Raw genomic sequence first — 17,967 nt, 5'->3', positions numbered from 1 at the left:
CCCCCCCCCCCCCCCCCCCCCCCCCCCCCCCCCCCCCCCCCCCCCCCCGCGTCCGGTGGGCGCCGGGGCGGCCCGTCAGGGCAGGGCGGCCACGAGCTCGGCCAGCGGCGTCCGGGTGCCGGTGTAGAAGGGCACCTCCTCGCGCACGTGGCGACGCGCCTCGGTGTTCCGCAGCTCGCGCATGAGGTCCACGATGCGGTGCAGCTCGTCGGCCTCGAACGCCAGCACCCACTCGTAGTCGCCCAGCGCGAACGCGGAGACGGTGTTGGCCCGCACGTCGCCGTAGGAGCGGGCGGCCAGGCCGTGGTCGCGCAGCATGGTGCGCCGCTCCTCCTCGGGGAGCAGGTACCAGTCGTAGGAGCGCACGAACGGGTACACGCACAGGTAGCCGCGCGGCTCCTCACCGGCCATGAAGGCGGGGATGTGGCCGCGGTTGAACTCCGCGGGCCGGTGCAGCGCGACGACCGACCACACGGGGGTGAGGTGGCGGCCCAGGCGGGTGGCGCGCAGCCGGCGGTACGCCTCCTGCACGAGCTCGACGGTGTCGGCGTACCACCAGACCATGAGGTCGGCGTCGGCGCGCAGGCCGGCGACGTCGTAGAGGCCGCGCACGGTCAGGCCCTTGCCGGTGAGCTCGTCCAGCAGCGCCTGCACCTCGCCGGTCAGCTCGGCGCGGTCCGCGTCGCCGAGGGTGTCGCGCACCGCGAACACCGACCACATCGCGTAGGCGATGGTGTTGTTGATCTCCTCGGCGCTGGTGCGCGCGGCGGTGGGCGCCGCGGCGTTCGGGGTCTCCTGGCTCATGCCCCCATCGTCCACCCGGCGGTGCGCGCGGCCGGCGCGGGGCGGGGTGAGGGTCGTCACCCCGCCCCGCCTCCTCGATCACCCCGCCGGGGCGGGCAGCACCTCGTCGGCGGCGCGGGTGGCGGCGGCCACGCACGCGGGCACGCCCACCCCGTCCAGGACGGCCCCGGCCAGCGCGAGCCCGCCGGCGGCGGCGACCGCGGCGCGCACCCGCTCGACCCGCTCGACGTGCCCCACGGCGTACTGCGGCAGCCCGCCGACCCAGCGCACCACCGCCGAGCCCACCGGGTGCAGCTCGCGCCCCAGCAGCGCCGAGGCGTCGGAGGTGGCCCAGCGCAGCACGTCGGCGTCGTCGGCGTCCAGCGCCTCGCGCTCCCCGGCGCGGCCGAGCGAGACGCGCAGCACCCGCACGTCCGGGCGCTGGGCGGCCACCCAGTCCCACTTGTTCGCCGACAGGGTCAGCGCCTTCACCCGCAGTCCCGCGGCCGCCGCCTCCACCGGCGGCACGAGCACCCCGGAGCCGGTGAGCCCCCGCAGCTCGGCGGCGGGGACGGCGAGCGCCGCGATGACCATGCCGGCGGTCTCCACGGCGGCCAGCTCGGCCGCGGCGGCGGGCACGGCCTCGCGCAGCAGGGCGGCGGCGGCGGGGGCGGGCACGGCGAGCACGACGGCGTCGGCGGTGCGGGTGCCGTCGAGGGTGCTCACGCGCCAGCCGCCGGTCGCCTCGCGCGTCAGGGCGGTGACGGGGCTGCCGGTGCGCACCTCGGCGCCGGCGGCGCGCAGCCGCACCGTGAGCGCCTCGGGCAGGCGAGCCACTCCCCCGGCGATCCCGGCGAAGACGGGCCCGGCGTCAGCGGGACGGGCCGCGGCGGCGGCGCGCACGGCGGCCAGCAGGGAGCCGCCGCGGCGGGCGCTCTCCCACAGGGCGGGGACGGTGGCCCGCAGGGAGAGGCGGTCGGCGTGGCCGGCGTAGACGCCGCCGAGGAGGGGCTCGACGAGGCGGTCGACGACCTCGCGCCCGACACGGGCGGCGACGTGCTCGGCGACGGGGACGTCGTGCTCCAGCGGTTCGGCGGGCAGGTCCTCCTCGGCGCGCACCCGCTCCACGGCGGCGGCGTCGAGCAGGCCGGCGACCTGGTCGGCGGAGCCGGGCACGCCCATGACGGTGCCGGCGGGCAGACGGTGCAGGGCGCCGTGCGAGCGCACGGCGGCGGCGGCGGTGGCCGGGTGGACGAGGTCGTCTCCGAGGCCGGCGGCGCGGATCAGCGCGACGGCCTCGGGGCGGCGGGCGAGCACGGACTCGGCGCCGAGGTCGACGACGACGCCGGCGACCTCGGCGCGCTGCAGGACGCCGCCGGTGCGGGGCGACGCCTCGAGGACCTGCACGTCGGCGCCGCGCGCGGCGAGGCGGTGGGCGGCGGCCAGGCCGCTGATCCCGCCGCCGACGACGACGACGCGGGGCCGGGCGCCGGCGGGGGCGCTCACGCCCGTTCGTCCTCGCCGCCGCGCCAGGCGTGCACCTCGTCGACCACGCGCTGCAGCACCGCCGGGTCCGCGGTGGGCGGCACGCCGTGGCCGAGGTTGAAGACGTGCCCGGCACCGGCGCGCTCGCCCGCTGCCAGCACGCGGCGCACCTCGCCGCGCAGCACGTCCCAGGGCGCGAACAGCAGGGCGGGGTCGAGGTTGCCCTGCACGGCGACGGGACGGCCGGCACCGGCGCGCCCGCGCGCGGCCCCCTCGTCCAGCGGGACGCGGAAGTCGACGCCGAGGACGTCGACGCCGCCGTCGACGGCGGCCATGGCGCCCAGCAGCTCGCCGCTGCCGGTGCCGAAGTGGGTGCGCGGCACCCCCAGGTCCGCGACGGCGCGCAGCGCGGCGGCGGAGTGGGGCGCGACGTGGCGCTCGTAGTCGGCCAGGGACAGCGAGCCCACCCAGGAGTCGAACAGCTGCACCGCGGAGGCGCCGGCGAGGACCTGCGCGCGCAGGAACGCGCCGGTGATGCGGGCCAGGCGGGCGGCGAGGTCGTGCCACAGCTGCGGGTCGGCGTGGATGAGGGCCTTGGTGCGCAGCAGGTCGCGGGAGGGACCGCCCTCGACGAGGTAGCTGGCGAGGGTGAACGGGGCGCCGGCGAAGCCGATGAGGGGGGTGCCGGTGGCGCGCAGCTGCTCGACGCTCAGGCGCACGGCGTCGGTGACGTGCTGCAGCCGGTCGGGGTCCAGCTCGGGCACGCGGTCCAGGTCGGCGCGGGTGCGCACCGGCTCGGCGATGACGGGCCCGGTGCCGGGGACGATCTCCACGCCGACGCCGGCGGCCTCCAGCGGCACCACGATGTCGGAGTAGAAGATCGCCGCGTCGACGCCGTAGCGGCGCACGGGTTGCAGGGTGATCTCGGCGACGAGCTCGGGGCGCCGGCAGGACTGCAGCATCGTGGTGCCCTCGCGCACCGCCCGGTACTCCGGCAGCGAGCGGCCGGCCTGGCGCATGAACCACACCGGGACGCGCTCCGGACGCGCCCCCCGGGCGACGTCGCCGCGCGCCACCCGCAGGTACGGGGCACCGGCCAGCGGGTCCCCGGCAGCGGGGGTGGTGCGGGCGGTGGCGTCGGGCGCGGGAGCGGTGGTGGCGTCGGCGGGTCCAGGCACGGCCCGATCGTCGCACGGCGCGCCGCGCCCGCCGCGGGGCCCCGCGTCCCTAGTCTCCCCAGGCGTGACGCTCTCCCGAGTGCCCGGCGCGACCCGTGACGGCACGGTGCCCGACGTCTTCGACCGCGCCGTGCGGGCCCTGCGCGCGGCCCGGGTGCGGCCGGAGGTGACGCTGACGGAGGTACCCGCGCCCGCGCGGATCGCCCCGTACGCCGTGGCGCTGGCGGGTGACGTGGCGGCCGGCGGCGAGGAGCTGGCCACGGGCCGGTTCATCCTGCTGCACGACCCGTCGGCGCCGCCGGAGTGGGACGGCACGTTCCGCGTCGTCACGTACGCGCGCGCCGACCTGGAGGCGGAGGTGGGGGCGGACCCGATGCTGGGCCAGGTCGGCTGGAGCTGGCTGGAGGAGGGGCTGCGCGGGCACGGGGCGCGAGCGGGCGGCGTCGGCGGCACGGTCACCCGGGTCCTCTCCGAGGGCTACGGGGCGCTGGCGGACCGGCCGCCGTCGGTGGACGTGGAGCTGCGGGCCTCGTGGACGCCGCTGCCCGACGACGCCCCGGGCGGTGGTCCCGCCGGCGGGGACGGGCCCCCCTTCGACGTGGCCGCCCACCTGGGCGCCTGGGCGCTGCTGCTGTGCACGGTGGCGGGGCTGCCGCCGGTGCCGGAGGGCGTCACGCCGCTGCCGCGGCGCTGAGCCGGCCGGTCCCGCCGCGATCGGCGGGGCCGGGGCTGTCAAGTCCACCGGCCCGCAGGCCGATCACCTCCCCAGTGAGGCGTGCCGCAGGAGGCGGTCGCCCAGTTCCTGCAGGAGGACGACGGTGACTGCGCTCGTCGAACGCCCCGGGATGGCCGTCCCGTCACGACTCGGCCGCTTCGCCGCGCTGGTGGCCGTCGCCGACCCCGTCGTGCGGGAGTCCGTGACCCGGACGCTGCGCATGCTCGGCGCGGTCAACGTCGAGCACGCCGGCAGCGTCGCCCAGGCCCGCGCGATGGCCCGCAGCGGCCCGCGGGCGCTGTTCATCGCCGACGCCGGCCTGCCGGACGGCTCCGGCGCCCAGCTCGTCTCGGAGCTGCGCGCGGCGGGCTGGAACCGCTGCGTGGTGCTCTCCAGCAACGCGGACCCGTTCGCGGTGCGCGGTGCGGTGGCCGCCGGGGTGCGCTGCTACCTGGTGACCACCCGCCCGGAGGGCGCCGGCCTCGAGGCCCGCACCGGCGAGTCGGGCGTGGACAGCCTGTCCGAGCGCGAGGTCGAGGTGCTGCAGCACGTCGCCGACGGCCGCTCGAACAAGGACACCGGTGCGGCGCTGGGCCTGTCGGCGCTGACGGTCAAGAGCCACCTGGCGCGCATCGCGCGCAAGCTCGGCACGGGCGACCGGGCCGAGATGGTCGCCATCACCCTGCGGGCCGGCGTCATCCAGTGAGGCGCCCGCTGCGGGGCCGGAGGCCCCGCAGCGGCTGAGGCGCACCCGGCCGCGGTGCCCCACCGGGCCCGCGGCCGGTCGCGGCACGTACGGTGGGGACCGTGCCGGTCGGGAGGGGACAGCGAGACGCTCAGCCGCCGGCGGAGGCCCCGGGCACCGCACCGGACGCCCCCGCCGTCGAGCTGCCGCTGCTGGACGCCCCCGCGCAGGGCCTGCCGCCCGTCGTGACCGACGAGGCGGGCCTGGAGCGCGTGGTCGCGGCGATGGCGGCCGGCACCGGCCCGGTGGCCGTGGACGCCGAACGGGCCTCCGGCTACCGCTACGGGCAGCGCGCGTTCCTCGTGCAGGTGCGCCGCGCCGGCGCGGGCACCGCGCTGATCGACCCCGCCGCGCTGCCGGACCTGTCCGCCCTGGGCGAGGTGCTCTCGGGCGTGGAGTGGGTGCTGCACGCCGCCACCCAGGACCTGCCGTGCCTGGCGGAGGTGGGGATGCGTCCCACCACCCTGTTCGACACCGAGCTGGGTTCGCGGCTGGCCGGCCTGCCCCGGGTGGGGCTGGGCGCCGTCGTGGAGGAGCTGCTGGGCCTGCGCCTGGCGAAGGAGCACTCGGCGGTGGACTGGTCCACCCGCCCGCTGCCGGAGCCCTGGCTGACGTACGCGGCCCTGGACGTGGAGGTCCTCGTCGAGGTGCGCGACGCGCTCGCCGAGCGGCTCGCGGCGCAGGGCAAGCTGGAGTGGGCGCGGCAGGAGTTCGCCGCGATCGTCGCGGCGCCGCTGCCGGTGCCGCCGGCGGAGCCCTGGCGCCGGGTCTCGGGCCTGCACGCGGTGCGCTCGCGCCGGCAGCTGGCGGTGGTGCGCGAGCTGTGGCTGGCCCGCGACGCGGAGGCCCGCCGCCGCGACACCTCCCCGGGCCGGCTGCTGCCGGACTCCGCGATCGTCGCCGCGGCCCGTGCGCTGCCGCGCAGCCCGCAGGCCCTGGCCGCCACGGCCGGGTTCACCGGCCGCGCCTCCCGCACCCGGCTGGAGCTGTGGGCGAGCGCGGTGGCGCACGGGCTGGCGCTGCCGGACGCCGAGCTGCCCCAGCAGGCGGTGCGCGGCGACGGCCCCCCGCCGCCGCGCGCGTGGGCCGCCAGGCACCCCGAGGCCGCGGCCCGGCTCGCCGCCGCGCGCGCGGCCGTCACCACCATCGCCGACCGGCGCGCGGTGCCGGTGGAGAACCTGCTGCAGCCGGACGCGCTGCGGCGCCTGGCGTGGCAGCCGCCCCGGCCGCTGGACGCCGACGGCGTCGCCCGGGCCCTGCGCGAGCGCGGGGCGCGCCCGTGGCAGGTGGAGCTGGTCGCGCAGGCGCTGGCCACGGCGCTGGCCGAGGCCCGGGTGCCGGAGGCCGTCGAGGCCGCGGCCGAGGCCACCGACGACGTTCGCCGCGAGGCTTGACCCCTCCCCCGTGGACGGGCCGTCCCGGGGGGTGGACACGTTCGTCTTGCCGGGGCCCCGTGCCTGCGGAAACCTGGGGGGCTCGGTGACGACGACGCGCCGGTGTCGGCGGGGTGGAGGTGGGCTGTGGAACGCCTCGCGCTGGGCGAGCAGCTGTCCGCGGCAGCGATGGCGCGGCACTGGGTGTGCGAGCGGTGCCCCGACGAGCACCTGCCGCAGGCGCGGCGCTGGATCGCGGAGCTGCTGACGAGCGAGCTGGTCTCCAACGCGCTCGAGCACGCCCGCGGCCCGGTGGTGCTGACGCTGACCCACGACGAGGAGGGCATCGTCGTGGGCATCTCCGACGGGGAGAGGCGGGTGCCGGCGCTGCGCACCCAGTTGCCCGGTGCGACCGAGGGGCGCGGGATCGCCCTGGTGGACGCGCTGTCCACGACGTGGGGCGTCTACCGCAGCCAGCCGCCCGCGGCCGCCTCCGGCGGGGTGGACGGTGAGGTGGAAGGCGGCGCGGACGCCGTCGTCGGCTGGCCGCAGCCGGACGAGGACGATCCGCTGCCGGGAGCTCCGGGCGGCAAGACGGTCTGGTTCCACCTGGCGCCCGGCTGAGCGCACGGGCCGGGCGCACGGGCCGGGCACCGTCGGCGGACCGCCACCCACCGGGCGCGCAGCGTCAGCGCGGCCACCCGCCGGGAGGCGCCGCGTGACCCGTTCGGCGCAACGGCGCCGGTCGTGACGCGGCGCGGGGACCGCCGTCGCCTACGGTCGCCACGGTGAGCCACGGGGTGAACCACGGACAGCCGCCACTCGTCCGGGCGTTCCTGCGCCGCTGCGTGCTCGCCGCGAGCGTGCTCGACGACCTGGACGTGGACCCCGACGACGACGGCGTGCACCTGCCCGGATGCACCCCCCTGGCGTGGGCGGACGTCGCCGCCACCGCGGGTCCTGCGCCCGCCGGGGCCCTCACCGGTGGGGCCCGGGACACCACGCCGGGCGCGGCCCGGCTGCGGGTGCGGCAGCTGCTGCTGGCCCACCGGGAGCTGCACCGGCGCACGGCGCGCCGCGTCGCGCTGGCCGTGCCGCGCGGTGCGGACCGGCACCCGGGCACCGGGTGGGGGTCGACCGCGGTGCTCGGCGGCGCGCTGGACCTCGGGCCCGGCGTCGTGGTCGCGCACGCGGGGTGCGAGCGCACGCTGCCGGTGCCGGCGGTCTCGGCGCGCGCCACCGGTGCGGCCGCGGAGCTCACCGCGGCGCAGCGCGAGCACCTGGAGGCGATGGGGGCGCTGGCGGCGCACCGGCTGCACCGCGACGAGGGTGGCCGCGACGGCGGGGTGCTGCGCCCGGTGGGCGGGTGCGACGTGCCGACGCTGCTGGCGGCGGCGAGCCTGCGCGCGCACCTGGTCGCCGCGGGCGGGGTGCTGCGCGCCGTCGCGGTGCCGGAGCGCACGCGCGGCTGGTTCGACCTGGCCCGCGTGGACCCCGCCTTCGTGGTGGCGGCGTGGGCGGTGACGGACCCGGCGGACCGGGGCCTGCGCCGGCCCGTGCTGGTCACGCGCGAGGAGGTGGCGCCGGCGCCGACCGCCCCGGACGTGCGCGGGGAGCACGGCGCGGACACCGGCGCCCTGGCGCGTTCCGCGCTGCGGCTGTGAGGGTCGCGGCGGCCGCCGGACCGTGACCGCCGCCGCGTGGACCTGGACCGGCCGGGGCGCTCCCCCGGCCGTCCACGGGCCGCGTCAGGCCGTGCGGCCCGGCGCGGAGGGGGCGTGGGCGTCGGCGGGGGCGCTGCGGGCCACCGACTCCACGATGGTGCGGGCCACGGCCTGCGGCGCCAGCCCCACCTCGTCGAGGATCGCCTCGCGCGTGCCGTGGTCGAGGAAGCGCTGCGGCAGGGCGAAGGTGAGCACGGGCGTGGGCACCGGGCGGTCGTTCAGCTCCCGGGTGAGCGCCCACCCGAGGCCGCCGACCTCGCCGCCGTCCTCCAGGACCGCGACGTGCTGGTGGGTGCCGGCCAGCTCCACCAGCGCCTCGGGGACGGGCACGACCCAGCGGGGGTCGACGACGGTGACGCCGACGCCGTGGGCGCGCAGCCGCGCGGCGACGTCCAGGGCGCGCGGCACCAGCGAGCCCACCGCGACGAGCAGCACCTCGTCGCCGTCCGCCCACCGCGGGCCCTCCAGGACGTCCACGCAGCCGGTGCGGGCGATCGCCGGCAGGTCCGCGGGCACCTTGCCCTTGCTGAAGCGCACCACGGTGGGGGCGTCCTCGACGGCGACGGCCTCGCGCAGCTCCTCGCGCAGCGTGGTGGCGTCGCGGGGGGCGGCCAGCCGCAGCCCGGGCACCAGGCGGCACAGGCCCATGTCCCAGGCGCCGTGGTGGCTGGCGCCGTCGGGTCCGGTGACGCCTGCGCGGTCCAGGACGAACGTGACCCCGGCGCGGTGCAGGGCGACGTCCAGGAGCACCTGGTCGAAGGCGCGGTTGAGGAAGGTGGCGTAGACGGCCACCACGGGGTGCAGGCCGCCGGCGGCCATCCCCGCGGCGGAGGTGACGGCGTGCTGCTCGGCGATGCCGACGTCGAAGACGCGCTCGGGGTGGGCGCGCGCGAACGGCTCCAGACCCACGGGCAGGCGCATCGCGGCGGTGATGCCCACGAGGTCCTCGCGCACGGCGGCGAGGGCGACCATCTCGTCGGCGAAGACGCTGGTCCACGACGAGCCGGAGCTGGCCTGCGCCTCGCCGGTCTCGGGGTCGATGACGCCGACGGCGTGGAAGTGGTCGGCGCTGTCGTCGAGGGCGGGCTTGTAGCCGCGGCCCTTCTGGGTGAGGGCGTGGACGATGACGGGCCCGCCGTAGGAGCGGGCGCGGCGCAGGGCGTGCTCGACGGCCTCCACGTCGTGGCCGTCGACGGGGCCGACGTACTTCAGGCCCAGGTCCTCGAACAGCCCCTGCGGGGCGACGATGTCCTTGATGCCCTTCTTCATCCCGTGCAGGGTCTCGTAGGCGAGCCGGCCGGGGGCGCCGCCGCGCTTGAGGGACTGCTTGCCCCAGTCCAGCAGCTTCTCGTACTCGCGGGTGGTGCGCAGGGTCGCCAGGTGCGAGGCCAGGCCGCCGATGGTGGGCGCGTAGGAGCGCTCGTTGTCGTTGACGACGATGATCACCGGGCGCTCGGCGGCGGCGATGTTGTTCAGCGCCTCCCAGGCCATGCCGCCGGTGAGGGCGCCGTCGCCGATGACGGCCACGACCCGGCGGTCGCGCTCACCGCGCAGCTCGAAGGCCTTCGCCAGGCCGTCGGCCCACGACAGGGACGTGGAGGCGTGCGAGTTCTCCACCAGGTCGTGCTCGCTCTCGGCGCGCGAGGGGTACCCGGACAGCCCGCCGGCCTCGCGCAGGTGCGAGAAGTCCTGCCGGCCGGTGAGCAGCTTGTGCACGTAGCTCTGGTGGCCGGTGTCGAGGACCAGGCGGTCGCGCGGGGAGTCGAAGACCCGGTGCAGGGCGATGGTGAGCTCCACCACGCCGAGGTTGGGCCCCAGGTGCCCGCCGGTGCGGCTGACGGCGGCGACGAGGAAGTCGCGCACCTCGGCGGCCAGCTGCGGCAGCTGCTCCGGGGGCAGGTTCTTGAGGTCCTCCGGCCCCGTGATGTTCTCGAGCAGCCCCATGCGGGGTGGCCTCCTGTACGCGCGTGCGGTGGTGGTGCGGTCGGCGGCCGCCCGGTGGCGTGCGGTGCCGTCCGGTGGGGTCGTCCGGGCGAGTGTAGGAGCCGGGGGCGACGTCAGCGCGGTCGACCACCCCCGGTCGGCGCACCACCACGGAACGCGCACGTCCTCTCCGCGGACGGGTCTCCGCAGCCGCGGGACGGCGGACCGCCCCGGGACCCGCCGCGCTCACCCCGCACCCCTCCTCGAACACGCGTTCGAGGGTGGAAGCGAGGCGCCGGTCCGGCCGCTCCCGGCGGCCGGACCGGCCGGTGGCGTCAGACGCCGGGGGCGGGCCGCCCCTCGCGGGCCTCGTCCGCGGCGATGCGCTCCTCCAGCGCGTCGTCGCCCAGCTGCCCGGCCACCGGTGCCGGGGCGGGCTCGACGACCGGCTCGACGACCGGGACGGTGGTGCCGGTGGCCGGCTGCGTGCGCAGCGACTCCTCCGCCGCCTCGTGCGCCTCGGACGTGGCCTTGCGCTCGGCCACCTTCGACGCCGCGGCGGCGGCACCGGCGACCGCGGCGGCAGCCCCGGCGGCCAGACCCGCCTTGGCGCCGGCGCCCATGCCCGCGTTCTCCTCGGTGGCGACCCCGGTGACGGCGATCCGCTCCGCCATCGCCTTCACCCTGGACCCGGCGGCGCGCTCCTCCTCCAGGTTGGCCTCGAGGAGCTTCGCGACGTGCCCGGCGCCGCGGGCGCGCGCGTGCAGGACCAGCGTCTCGTAGACGGCCTGCTCGTGGTGCTCGGTCTCCAGGGCGCCGGCGAGGATCACCGCGTCCACGAGGGAGTCGTCGGTCTTCTTCAGGGTGGTCTCGGCCTCGGCCGCCAGCGCCTTGGTCACCGGGCACGGGGAGTCGTCGACCTCCTCGCCCAGCAGGGCGAAGCACTGCTCGATGACCTGGACCTGCCGGCGGGTCTCCTCGGCGTGCTCGCGCAGCAGCGCCTTGAGCTCCTCGCGGCGGGCGGCCTCCTCCAGGCGCCCCAGCATCGTCAGGGTGTCCTTCTCCATGGTCAGCGCCGCCCCCAGCTTGTAGCTGAAGATCTGCTCGGGGGTCTTGAGGCGTTCGAACATCGTGCGCTCCTCCGTCGTCGGTTGCTCCGGTGCTCAGGCGCCAACCTCGCACGCGTTCGCCGGGGCTGCACCTGCACGCAGCGGTGCGCGGGGGCGAGCGCCCGGCGAGGGGGCGGCGCGGCCCCGCGCGGTCGCCGCCGGGCGCCGCGCACCGGGTACCCGGCCGCCTCCCGCCGCACTACGGTGATCCGGGTCAGTGGAGCGGCGCCGGTCCTCGCACCGGTGCCGTCGTCGCCACCGCAGGAGGACCAGCGTGCTCTCGGACCGATCCCACCCCGTGCTGGAGGCCACCCTTCCGGTGGTCGCCGACAACATCGAGCAGATCGCGCAGCGCTTCTACCAGCACATGTTCGCCGCCCACCCGGAGCTGTTCGACGGCACGTTCAACCGCGGCAACCAGGCGCAGGGCAGCCAGCAGGTGGCCCTGGCCGGCTCGGTGGCGGTCTTCGCCAGCGCCCTGCTGCGCACGCCCGAGCAGCTGCCCGAGCAGCTGCTGTCCCGCATCGCGCACAAGCACGCCTCGCTGGGCATCCGGCCCGAGCAGTACGACGTCGTGCACGAGCACCTGTTCTGGGCGATCGGCGACGTCCTGGGCGAGGCGGTCACGCCGGAGGTGGCCGCGGCGTGGGACGAGGTGTACTGGCTGATGGCGTACGCGCTGATCCACACCGAGCGCGGCCTGTACAGCGCTCGCGGCGTGCGCCCGGACACGGTGTGGCGGAACTGGCGCGTGGTGGAGAAGGTCCGCGAGACCGACGACGTGGTGACGTTCGTGGTCGAGCGCGCGGACGACCGCCTGGTGAAGACGTCGCTGCCCGGGCAGTACGTGACCGTGCAGGTGCCGATGCCCGACGGGGTGCGCCAGCCGCGCCAGTACAGCCTGACCCGCGCCGACGACGGCCGGCACCGGCAGTTCTCCGTCAAGCGCGTGCACGGCGGGGGCAAGCCGGACGGCGAGGTCTCGAACGCGCTGTGCGACTCGGTGCAGGTCGGTGACGAGCTGACGATGTCGCTGCCGTTCGGCGACGTGGTCCTGGACGACTCCGGGCGCCCGGTGGTGTTCGCCAGCGCCGGCATCGGGATCACCCCGATGGCGGGGATGCTCTCGCACCTGGCCGCCGCCGGCTCGGGCCTGCGGGTGCTGCTGCTGCACGCCGACGCGCGCGAGGACGCGTTCGCGCTGCGCCGGCAGGTGCTGGGGGACGTGGCGGCGCTGCCGAACGCCTCCGCGCACGTGTGGTTCGAGGAGGGCGGCGGCGAGGGGTTGCCGGTGGACGGGGTGTTCCGCGGGTTCATGGACCTGGCGGACGTGGACCTGCCCGAGGACGCCCTGTACTACCTGTGCGGGCCGCTGCCGTTCATGCGGGCGGTGCGCGGGGCGCTGCTGGCGCGGGGCGTCGCCCCGCGCGACGTGCAGTACGAGGTGTTCGGCCCCGACCTGTGGGCGGCGGACCTGGCCGGTGAGGCCGCCCCCGGTGCGTCGGCCGCCGCCGCGGGTTAGGTCCCGCGCGGGGGCCCGCACCGGGGGCGGGTGCTCCCGGTGCGGGCCGCTCCCCCGGCGACGGCCTCAGACGGCCGGCAGCGTCGCGGTGTCGATGACGAACCGGTAGCGCACGTCGGAGGCGACGACGCGCTCCCACGCCTCGTTGACCTGCTCGGCGCTGATGACCTCCACCTGCGCGCCGATGCCGTGCTCGGCGCAGAAGTCCAGCATCTCCTGGGTCTCGGCGATGCCGCCGATGTTGGAACCGGCCAGGCTGCGGCGGGCGGGGATGAGGGAGAACGCCCGCACCGACATGGGGTTCTCGGGCGCACCGACCTCGACGAGGGTGCCGTTGCGCTTGAGCAGGCCCATGTAGGCGTCGAGGTCGAGGTTCGCCGAGACGGTGTTGACGACGAGGTCGAAGGACCCGCGCAGCCGCTCGAACGTGTCGGGGTCGCTGGTGGCGTGGTAGGCGCTCGCGCCCAGGCGCAGCCCGTCCTCCTGCTTCTTCAGGGACTGCGACAGCACGGTGACCTCGCAGCCCTTGGCGGCGGCGATCTGCACGGCCATGTGGCCGAGCCCGCCGAGGCCGACGACGGCGACCTTCGTGCCGGGGCCGGCGCCCCAGTGGTTCAGCGGCGAGTAGGTGGTGATGCCCGCGCACAGCAGCGGGGCCGCCACGTCGAGCTCGAGGGCGTCGGGGATGCGCAGCACGAAGTGCTCGTCGACGACGATCTGCTGGGAGTAGCCGCCGGCGGTGGGGCGGCCGTCGGCGGGGTCGGTCCCGCCGTAGGTGCCGACCATGCCGGCGATCTCGCCGTTGCCGGTGCAGTACTGCTCCTCGCCGTCGCGGCACGCCTCGCACTCGCGGCAGGAACCGACCATGCAGCCGACGCCGACGCGGTCGCCGACGGCGTGCTTCGTGACCTCGGAGCCGACCTCCGCGACGACGCCGGCGATCTCGTGGCCGACGACGATCGGCCAGTTCGCCGGGCCCCACTCGCCGCGGGCGGTGTGGATGTCGGAGTGGCAGATCCCGGCGTAGCGAATCTCGATGCGCACGTCCTGCGGGCCGACGTCGCGGCGCTCGATCGTGGTGGGCGCGAGCGGCTCGGTGGCGGACGGTGCGGCGTAGGCGCTGACGGTGGTGCTCACGGTCTCCTCCGGGGGGACGCGGGGTGGGCGGCCAGTGGACCACGCGGGGTGGGAGCGGGGCGCGCCGGGAGGTCCGAGGCGGCAGGAGGCCCGGCGCGGCAGGGGTCTCAGCGCGGCGGGGCGGTGCTGCCGCGGTCCACCAGGGGTGAGGACAGCAGCCGGGTCTCGCCGGCGCGGGGTGCGTCGATCCGCTCCAGCAGCGCCTCCACGGCGGAACGGCCGATGTCGAGGGCGGGGACCTCCAGGCCGGTCAGCGCCCGTTCCCCCGCTCCGGGCGCGCCGATGCTCACGACCGACAGGTCCGCGGGGACGCGCGCGCCCTCGGCGGCCAGCGCCCCCAGCAGGTGCGGCAGCGCGGCCTCGTTGTGCACGAGCAGCGCGGTCGGTGCGGGCAGTCGCGCGCGCAGCTCGGCCAGGCAGGCGCGGGCTCCCTCGGCCGTGGCGGCGCAGGGGGCCGTGGCGGTGGCGACCCCCGCGTCGGCGGCGCCGGCGAGGAACCCCTCGCACAGCCGGTCGGCGTACCCGGCACCGCGGCGCACCGAGGAGGGGGTGGCCCCGACGAGGCCGACGCGGCGGTGCCCGAGCGCGGCCAGGTGCGCGACGGCCGTGCGAGCGGCACCGGCGAAGTCGAAGTCCACGCACGGCAGGCCGTGCGGGTCGCGGGGGATGCCGACCAGGACGGTGGGCCGGCCGAGACGGGCGAGGACGCCCACGCGCGGGTCGTCCACGCCGATGTCCAGCACGACGAGCCCGTCGACGAGCGAGGCGGAGGTGACCCGCTCCAGCCCGGCGGTCTCCTCCTGGGTCAGCAGCAGGACGTCGTGCTCGTGGGCGCGGGCGGTCGTGACGACGCCCCGCACGAACTGCATGACGACGCCGACGTCGACGGCGTCGTGCAGCGGGACGACGAGCGCGATGACACCGGTGCGGCTGGAGGCCAGCGCCCGGGCCCCGGCGTGGGGGCGGTAGCCGAGCCGGGAGACGGCCTCCTCCACGCGGGCCCGGGTGGCGGCGGAGATGGCCCGCTTGCCGCTGAGGACGTACGAGACCGTGCTGGCGGACACGCCGGCGACCTGCGCGACGTCGGCGATCGTGGCCACCGGTGCTCCTCCCGTCCACCCCGGAGCAGTGGGTCCGGGATCGGCCCACGCCGTCGAAGCGCTTCTCCGGAAAACTTACGGTCACCGCCACGACCACGACAAGGGTCGAGAGGAACGGGACTGGCCCCTTGGCGCAGCGCGATTCTCTTGACACGGCGGCGGCGGGGGTCGAGGCTCCTTCTCCACAAAGAAATCGAAGCGCTTCACCTGCCCTCTCAGGAGAACCTCCTTGCCCTCCCGCGCCCGCCGCTTCAGCACCTCGCGCCTCCTCTTCGGCGGCGACTACAACCCCGAGCAGTGGCCGCCGGAGGTGTGGGTGCGCGACGTCGAGCTCATGCGCCGCGCGGGGGTGAACGCCGCGACGATCGGGGTGTTCTCCTGGGCGGAGCTGGAGCCGCAGGAGGGCGAGTACGAGTTCGACTGGATGGACCGGGTGTTCGAGACCCTGCACGCCGGGGGGATCGGCGTCGTGCTCGCGACGCCCACGGCGTCCCCGCCGCCGTGGTTCACCCGCGCCCACCCCGACGCGATGCCGGTCGGGCCCGACGGCGTGCGCCTGAGCCACGGCAGCCGCGACACGTACGCCGTCAGCGCCCCCGCCTACCGCTCCGCCGCCCGCGCGATCGCGCAGCGCCTCGCCGAGCGGTACGGGAACCACCCCGCCCTGCTGGCGTGGCACGTGCACAACGAGTACGGGACGCTGGACTTCGGCGAGCACGCCGCGGCCGCGTTCCGCCGCTGGCTGCAGCGGCGCCACGGGACGCTGGAGGAGCTGAACCGCGCCTGGTACACGGCGTTCTGGTCGCAGCGGTACTCCTCGTGGGAGGACGTGCTGCCGCCGCGGGCGACGCAGTACATCCCCAACCCCACGCACGCGCTGGACTTCCGGCGCTTCAGCTCCGACGAGATGCTCGACGCGCTGCGCGAGCAGCGCGACGTGATCCGCGCGGCCGGTTCGACCGCCCCGGTGACGACGAACTTCATGCTGCCGACCTGGAACCACCTGGAGCAGTGGAGCTGGTCGGCGGAGCTGGACGTGGTCTCGGTGGACCACTACCTGGACACCGTCGGCCCGGACGGCGAGGCGCACGCCGCGTACGGAGCGGACCTGACCCGCTCCTTCGGCGGAGGGGAGCCGTGGCTGCTGATGGAGCAGAGCTCCACCAGCTCCACCGTCCCCGGCCGTCGCGCCCACAAGTCCCCCGAGCGGGTGCTGCGCAACTCGCTGTCGTACGTGGCCCGCGGTTCGCAGGGGGCGCTGTTCTTCCAGTGGCGCGCCCCGGCCGCCGGCGCGGAGGCGTGGCACGGCGGCATCGTCCCCCACGCCGGGGAGGACTCGCGCTCCTTCCGCGGCTTCGAGCGGCTCGGCGCCGCCCTGGCGTCCCTGGCCGAGGTGGCCGAGCCGCCGGCGCGGGGGCCGCTCGTGGAGGCGGACGTGGCGATCGTCTGGCACGCCGAGGGGTGGTGGGCCACCGAGACGGCCCAGCTGCCCAGCGACCGGCTGGACTACTCCGCGGCCGTGCGCGGCGCGCACCGCGCGCTGTGGCAGACGGGGTTCGCCGTCGACTTCGTCGCCCCGGGCGCGGACCTGTCCCGCTACCGGCTGGTGCTCGTGCCCAGCCTGTTCGCCGTGGACGAGGCGGCCGTGCGCGGTTTCGAGGAGCACGTGCGCTCCGGCGGGCACCTGGCGGTGTGGCCGTTCACCGGGTACGCCGACGAGCACCTGCACGTCGTGCCCGGCGGTTACCCGGGCCGCCTGCGGGACCTGCTGGGCGTGCGCGTGGAGGAGCTGCACCCGCTGGCCGACGGTGAGCGGGTGCTGCTGTCGCTCGACGGCGGTGAACCGCTGAGCGGGCGGGTGTGGAGCGAGCTGGTCTCGCCCGAGGGAGCGGAGGTCGTCGCCACGTACTCCCCCGCCGGTGCGGCCGGGGACCTGGCCGGTGAGGCGGCGGCCACCCGCCACCGGGTCGGCGCGGGCACGGCCCACTACGTCTCCACGTTCCTGGAGGAGGAGTCCCTGCGGCGCTGGACCACCTCGCTGTGCGAGCAGGCCGGTGCGCGGCCGGTCCTGGACGGGGCCGTGCCGGAGCGGGTCGAGGTGGTCCGGCGGCGCAGCGCGAACGGCGAGCACCTGTTCGTGCTGAACCACTCGGAGCTGCCCGTGCGGGTGACCGGACCGGGCACGGACCTGCTGACGTCCGTGAGCGCCGAGCGGGGGCTGCGCGTGGAGGCGTCCGGGGCCGCCGTGCTGCGCACCGCCGGGCGCGAGGGCTGGTCGGTGCAGGCGCTGCCGGCCTGACCGGTCCCCCCACCCCGGTGCGTCAGCACGGTGCGGCGCCGCCGTGCAGGCGCGCCGGGTGTCCGGCGGGTGAACATCCGTCGCGCGACACGCCGCCCCCTTCCGCCCGGCCCCGGCGCGGCGCACCCTGGGAGGTGCCGTCCAGCAGGGGGCGCGGCGCCCGGGGAGAACGCCGGGGCCGGTGGAGGGGTCGTCGTCCGTCAGGAGGCCGTCGTGATCGAACCGCGCATCGTGCAGCAGTTGCGGGACGCCGCGGAGGACCAGCGCGTGCACCCGGAGGAACCCGTGCGCCTGACGGTGCGGCTGTCCGACGGCACCAGCGTCACCGGCACGCCGCTGGCCGTCGAGGACGGGGCCGTGTGGCTGCGCACGGGGCAGGAGGAGGACGGGGCGCCGGTGGAACTGGCTTCGGTGCTGGACCTGCGCGAGGGCGCGACGCAGCCCGTGGAGGGGTAGACGCCGCCGGCGTCGCCCGCTACTGGATGCGCACGCCGGCGCCGCGCATCCGCTTCTTGGCGCGCTGCACGGCGTCCTTGAACGCCCGCTGGACCTTCACCCCGCGGCGGCGGAACCCCAGCACGTCCATCGCCGCGTCGAGCACCTCGGTGTCGGCCGCCTTCACGCCGAGGCGCCCGTACGCCAGGGCGACGGCGGCGTCCACCGCCTGCGCCGGCGTCTGGTCGACGTTGGGGTGGCCGCTCAACCCGGCGGTGAAACCGGCGACGACGGATTCCGCGTCGGCCGCGGAACCGAGGCCGGGCGGCAGTTCCAGCGCGGCGGCGGGTTCCGGCTCGCCCTCTCGCGCACCGGCCTCCGCCGGGACCGGCGCACTAGCCTCTTCGCGGGCAGCGCGTTCGGCCTCTTCGCGGGCAGC

15 protein-coding genes and 1 pseudogene are annotated in these 17,967 nt (G+C 77.1%); 8 read left to right on the top strand and 8 right to left on the bottom strand.

The window, feature by feature from the left end; translation table 11 throughout:
• Positions 1-75: 75 nt before the first annotated feature.
• The 3 genes from hemQ to hemE form a co-directional block, all read right to left on the bottom strand.
• Positions 76-804, bottom strand: a complete 729-nt coding sequence (gene hemQ / locus V9U69_RS15065) for a hydrogen peroxide-dependent heme synthase (protein ID WP_337062670.1) — start codon at positions 802-804, stop codon at positions 76-78.
• A 78-nt stretch (positions 805-882) separates the two neighbouring features.
• Positions 883-2,289, bottom strand: a complete 1,407-nt coding sequence (gene hemG, locus V9U69_RS15060) for a protoporphyrinogen oxidase (RefSeq protein ID WP_337062669.1) — start codon at positions 2,287-2,289, stop codon at positions 883-885.
• A complete protein-coding gene (gene hemE / locus V9U69_RS15055) occupies positions 2,286-3,446 on the bottom strand; it encodes a uroporphyrinogen decarboxylase (RefSeq protein ID WP_337062668.1) in 1,161 nt (386 codons plus the stop codon). Before hemE ends, hemG begins: the two co-directional genes overlap by 4 nt.
• 64 nt (positions 3,447-3,510) lie before the next feature.
• On the opposite strand from hemE, the gene V9U69_RS15050 reads away from it, so the two are divergent.
• The 5 genes from V9U69_RS15050 (at position 3,511) to V9U69_RS15030 (ending at position 7,943) form a co-directional block, all read left to right on the top strand.
• Positions 3,511-4,140, top strand: coding sequence for a DUF3000 domain-containing protein (locus V9U69_RS15050; RefSeq protein WP_337062667.1), 630 nt, complete (start codon positions 3,511-3,513; stop codon positions 4,138-4,140).
• A 124-nt stretch (positions 4,141-4,264) separates the two neighbouring features.
• The gene (locus V9U69_RS15045; protein WP_337062666.1) at positions 4,265-4,867 is read left to right on the top strand and encodes a response regulator transcription factor; all 603 of its coding nucleotides are present in this window, start codon (positions 4,265-4,267) and stop codon (positions 4,865-4,867) included.
• Positions 4,868-4,968: 101 nt separating this feature from the next.
• Positions 4,969-6,300, top strand: coding sequence for a ribonuclease D (locus tag V9U69_RS15040; RefSeq protein WP_337062665.1), 1,332 nt, complete (start codon positions 4,969-4,971; stop codon positions 6,298-6,300).
• Between the two features lie 126 nt (positions 6,301-6,426).
• Entirely contained in the window at positions 6,427-6,903 is a 477-nt protein-coding gene (locus tag V9U69_RS15035) for an ATP-binding protein (protein ID WP_337062664.1), read from the top strand.
• A gap of 164 nt (positions 6,904-7,067) precedes the next feature.
• Entirely contained in the window at positions 7,068-7,943 is an 876-nt protein-coding gene (locus tag V9U69_RS15030; protein WP_337062663.1) for a hypothetical protein, read from the top strand.
• 84 nt (positions 7,944-8,027) lie between these two features.
• Here the strand turns inward: V9U69_RS15030 and dxs are convergent, their stop codons facing one another.
• Together dxs and V9U69_RS15020 are read right to left on the bottom strand one after the other, a co-directional pair.
• Complete coding sequence (gene dxs / locus V9U69_RS15025) at positions 8,028-9,947, bottom strand: 1-deoxy-D-xylulose-5-phosphate synthase (RefSeq protein ID WP_337062662.1); 1,920 nt, start codon at positions 9,945-9,947, stop codon at positions 8,028-8,030.
• A 314-nt stretch (positions 9,948-10,261) separates the two neighbouring features.
• A complete protein-coding gene (locus tag V9U69_RS15020) occupies positions 10,262-11,056 on the bottom strand; it encodes a ferritin-like domain-containing protein (RefSeq protein ID WP_337062661.1) in 795 nt (264 codons plus the stop codon).
• Positions 11,057-11,309: 253 nt separating this feature from the next.
• Here V9U69_RS15020 and V9U69_RS15015 point away from each other — a divergent pair, with 253 nt between their 5' ends.
• Positions 11,310-12,557 (top strand): globin domain-containing protein, encoded by a 1,248-nt coding sequence (locus V9U69_RS15015; protein WP_337062660.1) that lies wholly within the window; start codon positions 11,310-11,312, stop codon positions 12,555-12,557.
• Between the two features lie 66 nt (positions 12,558-12,623).
• On the opposite strand, the gene V9U69_RS15010 is transcribed toward V9U69_RS15015, so the two are convergent.
• Complete coding sequence (locus V9U69_RS15010; RefSeq protein ID WP_337062659.1) at positions 12,624-13,694, bottom strand: NAD(P)-dependent alcohol dehydrogenase; 1,071 nt, start codon at positions 13,692-13,694, stop codon at positions 12,624-12,626.
• 107 nt (positions 13,695-13,801) lie between these two features.
• On the bottom strand, positions 13,802-14,794 hold the full coding sequence (locus V9U69_RS15005) for a LacI family DNA-binding transcriptional regulator (RefSeq protein ID WP_337062658.1): 993 nt from the start codon (positions 14,792-14,794) through the stop codon (positions 13,802-13,804).
• A gap of 229 nt (positions 14,795-15,023) precedes the next feature.
• On the opposite strand from V9U69_RS15005, the gene V9U69_RS15000 reads away from it, so the two are divergent.
• Together V9U69_RS15000 and V9U69_RS14995 are read left to right on the top strand one after the other, a co-directional pair.
• On the top strand, positions 15,024-17,093 hold the full coding sequence (locus V9U69_RS15000) for a beta-galactosidase (protein WP_337062657.1): 2,070 nt from the start codon (positions 15,024-15,026) through the stop codon (positions 17,091-17,093).
• A gap of 213 nt (positions 17,094-17,306) precedes the next feature.
• Positions 17,307-17,549, top strand: a complete 243-nt coding sequence (locus tag V9U69_RS14995; protein ID WP_337062656.1) for a hypothetical protein — start codon at positions 17,307-17,309, stop codon at positions 17,547-17,549.
• A 19-nt stretch (positions 17,550-17,568) separates the two neighbouring features.
• Here V9U69_RS14995 and V9U69_RS14990 read toward each other — a convergent pair.
• A pseudogene (locus V9U69_RS14990) lies at positions 17,569-17,967 on the bottom strand (hypothetical protein); the annotation flags it as partial.

Origin of the sequence: Kineococcus sp. G2 (genome assembly GCF_037154035.1) — a bacterium.
Classification (GTDB): Bacteria; Actinomycetota; Actinomycetes; order Actinomycetales; family Kineococcaceae; genus Kineococcus.
This window is presented reverse-complemented; position numbering and strand designations above follow the sequence as displayed.